Here is a 14,216-nt window from a genome sequence, read left to right on the forward strand (position 1 = left end):
GCGTGACCGTGGTCACCATATGGTCAAGACCACGGCCAGAACAATGCTCTACCCCTCGCGCGGCGTCCTACGCCTGCTCGGCCTCGGGTGTCAGGTACCTCTGGATCGTGGGGGCGACCAGGGCGACGACCTCCTCGGTGCCGGCCGAGGCCAGCGGCTCGATCCTGATCACATAACGGGCCATGACCAGGCCGAACATCTGCGTGAACGCCGCCTCCGCCCGCAACCTGGGCACGTCGAGCGCCTCGGCCAGCCGGAACAGCAGGGCGTTGGTCACGAACTCCCGCACCATCGTGGCGGCCTGCTCGTTGGTCAGCGCCGAACGGATCAGCGCCAGCGCCGGTTGGCGGGTGTCGGCATCGGCGAACAGCTCCAGCAGGAACCTGACCAGCCGCTCCCCCACCTGCTCCCTCGGCCCCGCCACCACCAGCGGCAGGATCGTCGCCGGGCTGACCGGGAACTCCATCGCCGCCGTGAACACCCCCTCCTTCGTCTCGAAGTAGTGGTGCACCAGCGCCGGGTCGACCGCGGCCTCGCGTGCGATCCCCCTGACCGTGGCCTTGTCGAAGCCCTTCTCGGCGAACACCCTCCTGGCCGCCACCAGGATCTCGCCCCTGGTGTCGGCCGAGCCCGGCCTGCGTCCCGGCCGCCTGCCCACCGTGCTCATCGGCCCACCGCCAGGTAGACCCGCATCGGCACGCGCAGCACTCCGCCGGGGAAGACCCGCAGCAGGGCCGTGCGCTGCTCGCCGACCAGCGCGTCGGCCGCGGCGGGCGGCATCGCCGCCATGTAGGAGTGCGAGCGCAGGTCGAGCAGGAAGTCCTCCACGTCGACGATCCTCGTCCAATGCAGCCACCGCTCGCCCACGTCGAGCGCGTCGGCGATCCTCGGCACGCTCCAATGCGGCAACGCCGGTCCCCAATACGTCGGGCACGCCTCGGCCAGACGCACCTCGTAGGCGGCAAGCCAGTCGGCCTTGGCGGCGTCGGTGGTGTTCCACCAGGCGGCTACGGCGCCGCCCGGCCTGATCACCCTGCGGGCCTCGGCGATCGAGACGGCCGGGTCGAGCCAGTGCCAGGACTGGGCGTAACACACCAGGTCGGCCGCGCCGCCGCGCAACGGCAGCGCGTTGCCGTCGCCCTGGACGGCGACCAGGGCGTGCTCGCCCTCGGGAGTACGCGCCCTGAGCCTGGCCAGCATCGGCGCGCCGGGGTCGACGGCGACCACCCTGGCGCCCCTGGCCCTGAGCGCCCTGGCCGAGATGCCGGTGCCCGCCCCGACGTCGACCACCGTGGCGCCGTCCAGGCCGAACCCGCACAGCTCGGCGACCGCGTCGAACAACTCGTCCGGATAGCCGGGCCGTGCGGCGTCGTAGAGGTCGGCGACCGCGTCGAACACCCTGCCGAGCCCTCTGGCCGGGCCGGGCGCCACCTCGGAGGGCGGCTCCGCGACGCTCACCCGCTCACCTCGGTCCCGACGCCAGGAACAGGCGGGCGAACGCCAGCGCCTCCGCCAGGTCGTCGACGCGCTCGGAGCGGCTGGCCGCCTTACGTGTGTTGATCTCCAGGACCACCAGGCCGTCGAAGCCGGAGCCCGCGAGCCGCTCCAGCACCTGCGCGCACGGCTGGTTGCCCCGGCCCGGCACCAGGTGCTCGTCCTTGTTCGGCACGCCGAGGCCGTCGGCCAGATGCAGATGGGCGAGCCTGTCGCCCAGCTTGGACATCATCTCCAGCGCGTCGGAGCCCGACACCGCCGTGTGCGAGAGGTCGAGCGTGACCTGGGGGAAGGCGTAGTCGGTGGGGTCCCAGTCGGGCGAGTAGGGCACCACGTCGTTGCCCCTGGCCTTGAGCGGGAACATGTTCTCCACCGCGAAGACCACATCGGTCTCCTCGCGCATGCGCGCCAGCCCGCTCTCGAAGTCGCGTGCGTAGTCGCGCTGCCATCGGAACGGCGGATGCACCACCACCGTGCGGGCGCCGAGCCGTTCGGCCGCCTTCTGCGCCCGTACCAGCTTGGCCCACGGGTCGCGCCCCCACACCCGCTGGGTGACCAGCAGGCACGGGGCGTGAATGGCCAGCACGGGCACCTGGTAGTGATCGGACAAGCGTTCGATCACATCGATGTCCTGGCTGACCGGATCGGCGCCGACCATGATCTCGACACCGTCGTAGCCCAGGCGCGCTGCCAGCTCGAACGCGTCGGGAGTGCGCTCTGGATATACCGAAGCCGTGGACAATGCGATCTTCGCATTGGGCACGCGGATGACGTCTGCCACGTTGCCAGCCTAAGCCGGGCGAAGCCGATATGGCGTGCGAGCCCCTACGGTGTGTGCATGCCACGGATCGCGAAGGGCGCCATCCCCAGCCCCAACATCTGGAACACGCCGCAGACATACGAGGTGGAGAACCGCGCGGTCGACCCCGAGGGCAGGGTCAACACCCGTATGCGCGAGATCCGCTCGTGGCAGGGCGCGACCGTGCTGGACATCGGCTGCGGCACCGGGTACCACCTGCCGATCTTCGCGGCCGAGGCGGCCAAGGTGATCGGCGTCGAGCCGCACGGCGACCTCGTCGCACTCGCCCGCCGCCGCTGCGCCGGACTGCCGGACGTCGAGGTGCACGCGGCCACCGCGCAGGACCTCCCGCTGCCCGACGCCTCCGTCGACGTCGCCGTGGCACGCTGGGCCTACTTCTTCGGCCCCGGCTGCGAGCCCGGCCTGCGCGAACTGTCCCGCGTCGTACGGCGAGGCGGCGCCGCGTTCGTCGTCGACCTCGACGCCACGCGGGGGGCGTTCGGGCGATGGTTCCAGGACACGGTCCCCGCGTACTCGGCCAGGGCCGTCGAAGACTTCTGGTCCCGGCACGGCTGGCAGAAGGAGCGGCTCGACCTGCGGATGTCCTTCCAGCGCAGGGCCGACCTCGAAGCGGTGCTGCGGATCGAGTTCACGCCGCCCGTGGCCGAGCGGGCCATCGCCGAGACACCCGGCCTCGACCTGGCCTATCCCAACATTCTGCGATGGCGTCTGTTCTGATACGGCCCTGCTTGACCTTTACACAGGTGTCAAGGTTTAGCGTGGGTGCATGCGGATCGGCGAATTGGCCAGGCGAACGGGCGTCAGCGCTCGCTCCGTGCGCTATTACGAGGCGAACGGCCTGATCAGGGCTAGGCGCGCGGCCAATGGCTACCGCGAGTACGACGAGGCGGACGTGCGTCTCGTGAGCGAGATCAGGGCACTGCTGACGGTGGGCTTCACGCTGGAGGACGCCAGGCCGTTCGTCGACTGCCTGCGCGCGGGGCACTCGTCCGGGGCCTCGTGCGCCGACTCGGTCGCGGTCTACCGGCGCAAGCTGAGCGAGATCGACGACGAGATCCGTACCCTGCTCACCCGGCGTGCGGAGGTCTCCGCGCAACTCGACGCCGCCTGTCCCGGCTGCTTCTTCCAAGGAGAATCATGATCACGCTCAATGCCGAGAACTTCGACGAGCAGGTCCTGCGCAGCGACAAGCCTGTGCTGGTGGACTTCTGGGCCGAGTGGTGCGGCCCGTGCCGCATGATCGCGCCCGTCCTGGACGAGATCGACGCCGAGCAGCCCGGCCTCACGATCGGCAAGCTCAACTACGACGAGTTCCCCGAGATCGGGCAGCGCTTCGGCGTGCTCGGACTGCCGACGCTGCTGCTGTTCTCGGGCGGCGAGGTCGTACGCCAGATCGTCGGCGCCAAGCCCAAGCGCCTGCTCCTGAAGGAACTCGAAGGGCACGTCACGGTGTAGCGCGGGAAGTGGGGGGCACGTCACGGCGTAGCGCGGGAGGTCGGGGACACGTCACGGCTCGGCGCCAGGAATCTCGAAAGGCGCGTCGCCGCGTAGCGCGGGAATGTCGGTGGGCTCCGCTAGCCTGCCGGGCATGGCCAAGGTTGCGCAGAAGCCCGGATACCGCTGCGGCGAGTGCGGGTGGCGTACCCCCAAGTGGGTGGGGCGCTGCGGGGAGTGCCAGGCGTGGGGTGCGGTCGAGGAGGAGGGGGCCAGGGGCGGCGTCAATGTCGTCCAGCCCGGCGCCACGACCGCGCCCGCGGTGCCGATCGGCCAGGTCAAGGCCGAGGTGGCCGCCGCGAGGACCACGGGCGTGCCCGAGCTCGACCGGGTGCTCGGCGGTGGTCTGGTGCCGGGCGCGGTGCTGCTGCTCGCGGGCGAGCCCGGCATCGGCAAGTCGACCCTCCTGCTGGAGGCCGCGGCCAAGATCTCCGAGCGCGACACCGTGCTCTATGTGACGGGCGAGGAGTCGGCCTCCCAGGTCAGACTGCGCGCCGACCGCATCGGCGCCATCCGCGACCAGCTCTACCTGGCCGCCGAGACCGACCTTTCGGCCCTGCTGGCCCATGTCGAGCAGGTCCAGCCCAAGCTGCTCGTCGTCGACTCGGTGCAGACGATCGGCTCGGCGCAGGCCACCGGCGTACCCGGCGGTGTGACGCAGGTCAGGGAGGTCGCGGGCAACCTCGTCCGGCTGGCCAAGGAGCGCAACATGGCCACCGTGCTGGTCGGCCATGTCACCAAGGAGGGCTCGATCGCGGGCCCGCGCACACTTGAGCACCTGGTCGACGTCGTGCTGCACTTCGAGGGCGATCGGCACTCCAGGCTGCGCATGGTCAGGGCGATCAAGAACCGCTACGGCCCCATCGACGAGGTCGGCTGCTTCGACCTGCACGAAAGTGGCATCGAGGGCATCAGCGACCCCAGCGGCCTGTTCGTCTCGCGTCGCAGCGAGCCCGTGCCCGGCACCTGCATCACCATCACCGTGGAGGGCACCCGGCCGCTGCCCGCCGAGGTCCAGGCCCTGGTCGCCCGCACCGAGGCGCAGCAGCCGCGCCGCTCGTCCTCCGGGCTCGACACCTATCGCGTGCAGATGATCCTGGCCGTGCTGGAGCGCAGGCTCAATGCCAAGCTCGGCGGCTGCGACGTCTTCACCGCGACCGTGGGCGGCATCAAGCTGGCCGATCCCGCCATCGACCTGGCCGTCATGCTCGCCGTGGCCAGTGCGGCCGGTGACAAGCCACTGCCGTCCGGCCTGATCGCGCTCGGCGAGGTGGGGCTGGCCGGTGAGCTGCGTCCGGTGCGTGACGTGCGACGCCGCCTCACCGAGGCCTCGCGTCTCGGTTTCACCCGTGCGCTCGTCCCCACCGGGTCGCTGGAGCAGCACACGCGTCGCAAGCCGGACGAGCCGGCCAGCCTGGTGCCCGTCGGGCCACGGCCGTTCGCGGCCGGTTTCGAGGTCGTCGAGGCGGAGAACGTCTGGGACGCGCTCGGCCACATCACCTGATCGTCCGGAGAACCGGTCGCTCCCGACGTTCGGATTGGGCCAGGCCGCCAAGTGGCTGCATACAGGGGCACACGCGGCATTGTGCGGGGTCAGAAGGGGGGTGCGGAGGCCGGAAGACAGGAAATCGGCCTCTATGCATCCTTCGCCGGTAAGCTGAGGTGGACTAGTGACACGGGGGTCAGGTGGCAAACGACAGGAGTCTCGACGAACGTCGTCGCACAGCCCTAGCCACAGTGGCTCCAGGAACCCTGCTGCGTGACGGCCTTGAGCGCATCCTGCGCGGCCATACCGGCGGGCTCATCGTGCTCGGCTACGACAGTGTCGTCGAGGAGATCTGCAGCGGCGGATTCGAGCTCGACATCGAGTTCTCCGCGACCCGGCTGCGCGAGCTGGCCAAGATGGACGGCGCGATCGTGCTGCGCTGCGACGACCACAAGATCGTGCGGGCCGCGGTCCATCTGGTCCCCGATCCCTCCATCCCGACCGACGAGTCCGGCACCAGGCATCGCACCGCACAGCGCGTATCCCGGCAGACCGGCTTCCCGATCATCGCGATCAGCAAGTCGATGCGGATCATCGCCCTCTATCTCGACGGCACGCGCTATGTGCTGGAGGAGTCGGCGGCGATCCTGTCCAAGGCCAACCAGGCGCTGGCCACCCTGGAGCGCTACAAGCACCGCCTCGACGAGGTGTCAGGCACGCTCTCCGCCTTGGAGATCGAAGACCTGGTCACCGTGCGGGACGTCTCGGCCGTGGCGCAGCGGCTGGAGATGGTCAGGCGCATCTCCGACGAGATCGACGGCTACGTCGTGGAGCTCGGCACCGACGGGCGACTGCTGTCCCTGCAGCTCGACGAGCTGGTCGCCGGTGTCGAGTCCGAGCGCGAGCTGGTCGTACGCGACTACCTCCCCGCCCAGGCCGGGCGCAGGCCGCGCGCCTTCTCCCAGGCGCTACATGACTTCGACAAGCTCTCCGCGAGCGAGCTGCTCGACCTCGCGGCCGTGGCCCAGGTGCTCGGCCACAGCGGCGGCGACTCGCTCGACACACCCGTGAGCCCGCGCGGCTTCCGCCTGCTCGCCAAGGTCCCCCGCCTGCCCGCCACGGTCGTCGACCGCCTGGTCGACCACTTCGGCGGCCTGCAGAAGCTCCTCGCCGCCAGCATCGACGACCTCCAATCCGTAGGCGGCGTAGGCGAAGCCCGAGCCCGCAGCGTCCGCGAAGGCCTCTCCCGCCTCGCCGAATCCTCCATCCTCGAACGCTACGTCTAACCCCAAACCACCCCTACCGACCCCAGGCCCCCTTTACGGCAAGCCCACCATTGCTCCCCTCACCGCCCATGGCCGGCCCCCACCACACGACGCCCCTCAAGCGCCGCTGGCCGGCCACCGCAACGTCGCCCCCCAAATCCCCAAGCCAATCCAAGCCCCCGCACCAAGGCCGACAGGCTAAGCGCTGCCCTCGACCGCCGGACAGTCGTCGCCCGAGCGCGAACACCTACCGCAAATGGAACACAGTCTTGGGGCTGCGGAGTACCTCGGAGCGCACCACCGCCACGTACGTCCCCGGCATGGCCTCCGGCCGCTTCCCGCCGCACTCGGGGGCCGATCGGCGGCGGTCCCAGTCGAGGCTGCGGACGTATGGGATGCCGCGTTCCATGCGGCGGACCTCGGTGCCTTCGCCGCTCACGCAGTCGGATGTGGACCACACGCGGTCCTCGCCCGACGTGATGCGGATCTCCATCGTGCGTGGTCCGACGTCGGTCGTGCACATCACGGGACCGGTGTTGACCAGCGTCATCATGAAGTTCGGCCGACTGCCTCCGCCGTAGACGTCCTGCCTGCCCTGCAAGTTGAGGACCAGGTCGTCGGTTTCGCACGGCTCGCCGGGACGGCGCTTGCGTTCGGACTTGACGGGAGCGGGCTTGGCCGCCTTGGGTGCGGCCGAGGTGCTCGCCGAGGGCCCGGCGGACGGCGTGGCCGTACTGCTCGGGGTGGGTGTGGGGGTGGGCAGGCCCGCGAGGAGCGGGTCTGCCAGAGGGGCGCCAGGGATCTTGGTCTGCGCGCTGGAGGTCTGGTTGGGACCGCTCGATCCGCTGGAGCACGCCCAGGCGACGACGGCCACCACGACCAGCACTCCGACCAGCACGGTCATGCGACGGCGCCAGTACACGTCGCCACCGTCGGCACGCATTGTATCCGGATCCATACGCACAGTATGGAGAGTCGTTGTGCACGTTCCGTGACGACCCGCCGACGACGGCGAGGGCTTTGCCTTACCCGGTCAGGCGTAAGTGCGGCGCATGGCGGCGCGGCAGACCATACGCTGACGGGGTGAGTCTCCATGGTCCGGTTCTCAGGTGGTATGCGGAAAATGCTCGGGATCTGCCCTGGCGGCAGCCCGATGCCTCGGCCTGGGGCGTACTGGTCAGCGAGATCATGTTGCAGCAGACGCCGGTCGTCCGCGTCCTGCCGATCTGGCTGGACTGGATGCGCCGATGGCCGACCCCCAAGGACCTGGCCGTCGAGCCGCCCGGCGAGGCGGTGCGGCACTGGGGCAGGCTCGGCTACCCGCGACGCGCGTTGCGCCTGCACGCCTGCGCCAAGGCGATCGTCTACGAGCACGGCGGCGAGGTGCCGGACGACCACGCGACCCTGCTGGCCCTGCCGGGCATCGGCGAGTACACCGCCGCCGCCGTGGCCAGCTTCGCCTTCGGCGGCAGGCATGCCGTGCTCGACACCAATGTCAGACGTGTGTTCGCCCGAGCGGTGACCGGCGTGGAGTACCCGCCCACCGCCACCACCTCGGCCGAACGCCGCCTGGCCAACTCCCTGCTCCCCGAGCACGACGCCCCCACCTGGGCGGTGGCCGTGATGGAACTCGGCGCCCTGGTCTGTACGGCGAAGACCGCACGATGCGAGGAATGCCCGCTCTCCGGGCAGTGCACATGGCGCCTGGCCGGCAAACCGCCGCACACCGGCCCCGCCCGCAAGGGCCAGACCTACGAGGGCACCGACCGGCAGTGCCGAGGCCGCCTGCTCGCGGTGCTCAGGTCGGCCAGGGGCGCAGTGCCGAAGGCCGCACTCGACGTCGTCTGGCACGACGCCGTACAACGCGAACGCGCGCTGGACGGCCTGATCCACGACGGCCTGGCCGAGGTCCTGGACGACGACACCTACCGCCTCCCCCACTAGCCGCAGCCTGACGCTCTCCCGCCAGGCATGCGAGCCAAGGCCCAGAGATCAAGCCGCCATCCGCAGTCCGACGCTCCCCCGGACGTGCCCCCAAGGCACCGCCGGCGACTAAGCCGCCAGCTGTAGCCCCAAGCTGGTCAGATTGCTGCGGGCCCAGTCCAGCTCCTCGGCCAGCAGCGACACCAGCGCGCCGGGCCCCTTGGCCCGCTGCGGCAGGGCCAGGCTGTGCGCCTCGACCTCGATGTGCGCGGTGCCATTGACCGCGCCGGACAGCATGGCGTTGAGCGTGTCGTGCAGCACGCCACGGGTGCTCGGCGTCTCGCCGGTGTGGTTGTGCACATGGCCGAGCTTGACGACGGGAGCGCCGACGGCGGCGAACCCGCGCAGCGCTGCGCCCGCCTCCTCGGTGCCGCAGGCCAGGTGGCAGGCGTCGAGACACACGCCGAGGTGGTCGGAGTCGATGCCGCCGACACGCTCAAGGGCCTGCTCGGTGGTCTCCAGCACGCAGCCGGGCCACGGCTCGAAGCCGACCCTGATCGTCTTGCCGGTCACACTGTAGATACCGCGCAGTTCCCTGGCCAGCCGCTCCAGCCGCCTGGTCGCTATGGCATGCAGATCGGTGGGCCAGTCGCGCCGCCAGCCGATCGGAATCGTGGAGATGCTCCCGTAACGCACGTCCTCGGGCAGCAGGAACGCCAGGATCTTGGCCAGGGCCATCGTGTAGCGGTAGCGCTCGGGCTTGGCCCAGTCGGGCCCGGGGGCCTCCTGGTTGCGCCCGCCGGTGCCGTTGAGGCTGACCACTTCGAGGCCGCGCTCGTCGAGCGAGCGGCGTAGCCGTACCAGTTCGATGCGGTCGGCCGACAGGTGGTCGGCGACGCTGGGCGCCAGCCACAGCCCGACCCCCATGCGCTCGACCCCGAGCCGCTTGCGCACGGGCACCGCGTAGCGGGTCAGGTGGGCGATCAGGTTTTCCAGGTCTTCGGCGGGATGGACGCCGGCGTTGTACGCCAGGTGAACGAGCGTGCCGTCGTCATGACGCAGGCGCATCGGCTTCCTCCACGGGCTTGCGCTGGTGTTGAGATTGCATTGGCCCCACCCTCGATCCGGACCCGTTCCGTGCTGACACCAGGAGCGATCATCCAGCGATGGGCGAGGGTGCCGCGTCCGCCCCGGGTTGATTCCTTACTACGCCCCAGGGAGCAGGGCCGACCCTAGGGACACGCTCTTGTGAGCTACTTGGACCAGACTTGGTGGACCACCCAAGCTCTACGCAGTGTAGTACTACTCATCGTGGCGGGATAGCGGATCAGGTAACAAAACAGCAAGCCCCTGAACGTACGGCAGGCGAGGCGGCCGTGGCCGGGCACGACAAAAGACCCGCGTGAGCAAGCTCACGCGGGTCTTCGGGTCAGGCGTCAGTTCTGGATCGGCTCCGCGATGGCGGCAGCCGAGTCCGGAACCTGGGACGGAGCGTCCTCGCCGACGAAGATGAACTTGGCGTTGTCGCCCTCGCCCTCGATGCTGATCTTGACGATCTGCCCGGGACGGAGCTCGCCGTAGAGGATCTTCTCCGACAGCGTGTCCTCCAGCTCGCGCTGGATGGTGCGGCGCAGGGGCCGAGCGCCCATGACCGGGTCGTAACCGCGGTCGGCGAGCAGCTGCTTGGCGTCCTGCGTCAGCTCCAGGCCCATGTCGCGGTCCTTCAGACGCTGGTCCACCTGGGCCAGCATGAGGTCCACGATCTGGATGATCTCCTTCGGCGTGAGCTGGTGGAAGACCACGATGTCGTCGACACGGTTGAGGAACTCGGGCCGGAAGTGCTGCTTGAGCTCCTCCTGAACCTTGCCCTTCATCCGGTCGTAGTTGGACTCGACATCGTTGGACTTCGCGAAGCCGACGCCCTGGCCCTTGGAGATGTCGCGGGTGCCGAGGTTGGTCGTCATGATGATGACGGTGTTCTTGAAGTCGACGACCCGGCCCTGGGCGTCGGTCAGGCGACCGTCCTCCAGGATCTGCAGCAGCGAGTTGAAGATGTCGGGGTGGGCCTTCTCGATCTCGTCGAACAGGACCACGGAGAACGGCTTGCGGCGCACCTTCTCGGTGAGCTGGCCGCCCTCCTCGTAGCCGACATAGCCGGGAGGCGAGCCGAAGAGCCTGGAGACGGTGTGCTTCTCCATGAACTCCGACATGTCCAGCATGATCAGAGCGTCTTCGTCGCCGAACAGGAACTCCGCCAGCGCCTTGGACAGCTCGGTCTTACCGACACCCGAGGGGCCGGCGAAGATGAACGAGCCACCGGGGCGACGCGGGTCCTTCAGACCGGCGCGCGTGCGGCGGATCGATCGGGACAGACCCTTGATGGCGTCGTCCTGACCGATGATCCGCTTGTGCAGCTCGTCCTCCATGCGGAGCAGTCGCTGCGACTCCTCCTCGGTCAGCTTGAAGACCGGGATGCCGGTGGCGGTCGCGAGCACCTCGGCGATGAGTTCCTCGGTGACCTCGGCCACGACGTCCATGTCGCCGGCCTTCCACTCCTTCTCGCGCCTTTCGCGCTTGAGCTGGAGCTGCTTCTCCTGGTCGCGCAGCGCGGCGGCCTTCTCGAAGTCCTGCGCGTCGATCGCGGACTCCTTGTCGCGCCGCACGTTGGCTATCTTCTCGTCGTACTCGCGCAGGTCCGGGGGTGCGGTCATCCGGCGGATGCGCATCCTCGAACCGGCCTCGTCGATGAGGTCGATGGCCTTGTCCGGCAGGAACCGATCGCTGATGTAGCGGTCGGCCAGCTGCGCGGCGGCCACCAGGGCGCCGTCGGTGATCGACACACGGTGGTGCGCCTCGTAGCGGTCGCGCAGGCCCTTGAGGATCTCGATCGTGTGGCTGAGCGAGGGCTCGGCCACCTGGATCGGCTGGAAGCGGCGCTCGAGCGCGGCGTCCTTCTCCAGGTGCTTGCGATACTCGTCGAGGGTGGTCGCGCCGATGGTCTGCAGTTCGCCGCGGGCCAGCATCGGCTTGAGGATGCTGGCGGCGTCGATCGCGCCCTCGGCCGCGCCCGCGCCCACCAGGGTGTGCAGCTCGTCGATGAACAGGATGATGTCGCCGCGCGTGCGGATCTCCTTGAGCACCTTCTTCAGGCGCTCCTCGAAGTCACCGCGATAGCGGGAACCGGCCACGAGGGCGCCGAGGTCAAGCGTGTAGAGCTGCTTGTCCTTCAGCGTCTCGGGCACCTCACCCTTGACGATCTTCTGGGAGAGGCCTTCGACGACGGCGGTCTTGCCGACGCCCGGCTCGCCCACCAGAACGGGGTTGTTCTTGGTCCTGCGGGACAGGACCTGCATGACCCGCTCGATCTCCTTGTCACGGCCGATCACCGGGTCCAGCTTGCCCTCACGGGCGGCCTGGGTCAGGTTGCGGCCGAACTGGTCGAGCACCAAGGAAGTGGAGGGCGCGGCCTCCTGCGGACCGCCTGCGGCGGCCGGCTCCTTGCCCTGGTAACCGTGCAGCAGCTGGATCACCTGCTGGCGCACACGGTTGAGATCAGCTCCAAGCTTGACGAGCACCTGCGCCGCCACACCCTCACCCTCACGGATGAGCCCGAGCAGGATGTGCTCGGTGCCGATGTAGTTGTGGCCCAGCTGCAAAGCCTCACGGAGCGACAGCTCAAGAACCTTCTTGGCCCGCGGGGTGAACGGAATGTGCCCCGACGGAGCCGACTGGCCCTGGCCGATGATCTCCTCGACCTGCTGGCGCACACCTTCAAGGCTGATGCCGAGGCTCTCCAGAGCCTTGGCGGCTACGCCCTCACCTTCATGGATCAGACCAAGAAGAATGTGCTCAGTGCCGATGTAGTTGTGGTTGAGCATGCGGGCCTCTTCTTGGGCCAGCACGACAACCCGCCTTGCTCGGTCGGTGAACCTCTCGAACATCTCGTCGCTCCTCACAGAGCGGTCAGTCAGGCCCGGGTCATCCGGTCCCGTCATCCCGCATGCTAGCCCTGGCTCGGCGGACCGTGCCTTCTGCCGCTGACACGCTCTATAGCAGACACGTTCCCCGAGAGCAGGGCGTTCACCCTCCATCCAACTACCGATCGGGGGCTGCGTGTTCCCGATACGCCGCAAGCGAACGGTGTTTAGCAGACCCCCGAAGCGGCCGGAAATACGATCATGCGCCTATGACCGCCGCCGGGGTTCTAGGCGGCCGTCATAAGCGCATGGTCGGTGGGCGACTAGTGAGCCGCTTCGTACTTCTCTACGACGGTGGAGGCGATACGTCCGCGCTCGCTCACCGGCAGCCCGTGAGCCTTGGCCCACTGACGGATCTCGGCGCTCTTCTCGCGGTTGAGAACTCGCTGGCCGCCTCGCACCTTCCGGCGGGCGGTCGTGGCGCCCGAACGGCGAGCGTGCTGCACGAAAGGCGTCAGCGCGTCCCTCAACTTCTTCGCGTTGCCGTCGCTGAGGTCAATCTCATAGGACGAGCCGTCAATAGCGAAGGTGACCGTCTCATTGGCCTCGCCGCCATCGAGGTCGTCGATGAGAATCTCCTGGATCTGCTTGGCCATCTACGCAACCTTTCCGGAGCATTGTTTCATTCGCAGAGCAAACATATACCCGAAAAGGCGAAGTGACAATTTCCGCGCGAGGGTGATAGCGCCGTGGCGGCTGCTCAGTTGTGGTTCTCGGCCCGCTCGGCGGATTCCGCCCTGCGTCCGGCCTGCTCCGATCTCACCAGCTTCACCACTGCATAGATGAAGGCTCCCCCTACTACGACGGGGGGTGTGAGAGCTGACAATACGTCTACAACGGCTTGCATTCGTCCTCGACTCCGTGGGCCGGCCTTGAGGGGGTACGCACCTTAAACACCCGCGACACGGGAGGTGTCGTGCGAGGTCGCGGGTGAGATGCCCATCACTCGACCATAGCGGCCGATGGGGGCGACACGTGTGGCGGGGGCGGCGTTGCGCCACTGTCCCGGCGGCAGCAGCTTAATGCCAAGTCATCAGCCGCCTTACCGGATCATCTACCCCATAAATACGAAAACCCCTTAAATGATCTTCACTCCTCCTAGAACACCTGCAAAGCCGCACGTCATCGCACGTCCCGTACCACCACACTCCCGGCCAACCTGTCATGCAGACCACGCATCCAGGGCCTATCGACCAGGAGGAACAGTCCCACCGCGAACACGAAGATCTCGGCAGGCAGATTGACCAACGGAATGCCCATGAGAGCCAGTGGCCCGGGATAGATCAGCACCCGTTTGAACACGTGCACCCGTGCGGTCCCCTGCGGGATCACGCGGATCTTCATGATCTTCTTGCCGAACGTGCGCGCTCCCCCTGAAAGCGCCCACCACTCGTAGACCGCATAAGCCAGGCCTGCTGCCGTCCAGGCCAGGAGCTCGGCGGACCCGACAGTCCGCAACAATCTCCACAGGAGTAGCAGCAGAATGTAAAAGACCACCCCGAAGACCAGCCCCTCAATGAGGCGGGCACCGAGCCGCTCCCACCATTCGGCCGGGGCCGAGGGCTGTCCGCGAGGCACATCGACCATTACGTCACCCCGCGGTGACCTTTTGCAAGAGCTATTCGGACCCTACCTCCGACACGGTTTAGGCGCGCGGGGTCCGGGCAGTCCCCTTTTCCGCTTCATGCAACTTCCGCTTCATGCAACAGGAATCGCCGCAGGCACGAACGAGACCGGGTTCGAGGCTACCTCCGCCG

14 protein-coding genes are annotated in these 14,216 nt (G+C 68.5%); 6 read left to right on the forward strand and 8 right to left on the reverse strand.

The window, feature by feature from the left end:
• Window positions 1–67: 67 nt before the first annotated feature.
• Genes ACTWNK_RS41300 through ACTWNK_RS41310 form a run of 3 tightly spaced genes read right to left on the reverse strand, consistent with a single transcriptional unit; the run spans window position 68 to window position 2,275 of the window.
• The gene (locus ACTWNK_RS41300; RefSeq protein WP_474310474.1) at window positions 68–667 is read right to left on the reverse strand and encodes a TetR/AcrR family transcriptional regulator; all 600 of its coding nucleotides are present in this window, start codon (window positions 665–667) and stop codon (window positions 68–70) included.
• Entirely contained in the window at window positions 664–1,458 is a 795-nt protein-coding gene (locus ACTWNK_RS41305; protein ID WP_474310476.1) for a class I SAM-dependent methyltransferase, read from the reverse strand. The genes ACTWNK_RS41300 and ACTWNK_RS41305 overlap by 4 nt, the downstream gene beginning before the upstream one ends.
• Window positions 1,459–1,462: 4 nt before the next feature.
• Window positions 1,463–2,275 (reverse strand): sugar phosphate isomerase/epimerase family protein, encoded by an 813-nt coding sequence (locus tag ACTWNK_RS41310; protein WP_474310477.1) that lies wholly within the window; start codon window positions 2,273–2,275, stop codon window positions 1,463–1,465.
• A 57-nt stretch (window positions 2,276–2,332) separates the two neighbouring features.
• Here ACTWNK_RS41310 and ACTWNK_RS41315 point away from each other — a divergent pair, with 57 nt between their 5' ends.
• From ACTWNK_RS41315 to disA, 5 genes are all read left to right on the forward strand, one after another.
• Window positions 2,333–3,031 (forward strand): class I SAM-dependent methyltransferase, encoded by a 699-nt coding sequence (locus tag ACTWNK_RS41315; RefSeq protein WP_474310479.1) that lies wholly within the window; start codon window positions 2,333–2,335, stop codon window positions 3,029–3,031.
• Window positions 3,032–3,080: 49 nt separating this feature from the next.
• Window positions 3,081–3,455: a MerR family transcriptional regulator gene (locus ACTWNK_RS41320; RefSeq protein WP_474310481.1), complete on the forward strand. Its 375-nt coding sequence runs from the start codon at window positions 3,081–3,083 to the stop codon at window positions 3,453–3,455.
• A complete protein-coding gene (gene trxA, locus ACTWNK_RS41325) occupies window positions 3,452–3,769 on the forward strand; it encodes a thioredoxin (RefSeq protein WP_474310483.1) in 318 nt (105 codons plus the stop codon). Before ACTWNK_RS41320 ends, trxA begins: the two co-directional genes overlap by 4 nt.
• 133 nt (window positions 3,770–3,902) lie before the next feature.
• Window positions 3,903–5,312, forward strand: coding sequence for a DNA repair protein RadA (radA, locus tag ACTWNK_RS41330; RefSeq protein WP_474310485.1), 1,410 nt, complete (start codon window positions 3,903–3,905; stop codon window positions 5,310–5,312).
• A gap of 182 nt (window positions 5,313–5,494) precedes the next feature.
• A complete protein-coding gene (gene disA / locus ACTWNK_RS41335) occupies window positions 5,495–6,580 on the forward strand; it encodes a DNA integrity scanning diadenylate cyclase DisA (protein ID WP_474310487.1) in 1,086 nt (361 codons plus the stop codon).
• Between the two features lie 226 nt (window positions 6,581–6,806).
• Here the strand turns inward: disA and ACTWNK_RS41340 are convergent, their stop codons facing one another.
• Window positions 6,807–7,517, reverse strand: coding sequence for a hypothetical protein (locus ACTWNK_RS41340; RefSeq protein ID WP_474310489.1), 711 nt, complete (start codon window positions 7,515–7,517; stop codon window positions 6,807–6,809).
• Window positions 7,518–7,747: 230 nt separating this feature from the next.
• On the opposite strand from ACTWNK_RS41340, the gene ACTWNK_RS41345 reads away from it, so the two are divergent.
• Entirely contained in the window at window positions 7,748–8,503 is a 756-nt protein-coding gene (locus ACTWNK_RS41345) for an HhH-GPD family protein (protein WP_474310490.1), read from the forward strand.
• A gap of 108 nt (window positions 8,504–8,611) precedes the next feature.
• On the opposite strand, the gene ACTWNK_RS41350 is transcribed toward ACTWNK_RS41345, so the two are convergent.
• The 4 genes from ACTWNK_RS41350 to ACTWNK_RS41365 form a co-directional block, all read right to left on the reverse strand.
• Window positions 8,612–9,550, reverse strand: a complete 939-nt coding sequence (locus tag ACTWNK_RS41350) for a TIM barrel protein (protein WP_474310491.1) — start codon at window positions 9,548–9,550, stop codon at window positions 8,612–8,614.
• Between the two features lie 368 nt (window positions 9,551–9,918).
• Window positions 9,919–12,423 (reverse strand): ATP-dependent Clp protease ATP-binding subunit, encoded by a 2,505-nt coding sequence (locus tag ACTWNK_RS41355; RefSeq protein WP_474311137.1) that lies wholly within the window; start codon window positions 12,421–12,423, stop codon window positions 9,919–9,921.
• Window positions 12,424–12,722: 299 nt separating this feature from the next.
• Window positions 12,723–13,055, reverse strand: a complete 333-nt coding sequence (locus ACTWNK_RS41360) for a histone-like nucleoid-structuring protein Lsr2 (RefSeq protein ID WP_474310492.1) — start codon at window positions 13,053–13,055, stop codon at window positions 12,723–12,725.
• 526 nt (window positions 13,056–13,581) lie between these two features.
• On the reverse strand, window positions 13,582–14,046 hold the full coding sequence (locus tag ACTWNK_RS41365; RefSeq protein WP_474310494.1) for an RDD family protein: 465 nt from the start codon (window positions 14,044–14,046) through the stop codon (window positions 13,582–13,584).
• Window positions 14,047–14,216 lie beyond the last annotated feature (170 nt).

This window comes from Nonomuraea sp. IBHARD001, assembly GCF_056106265.1.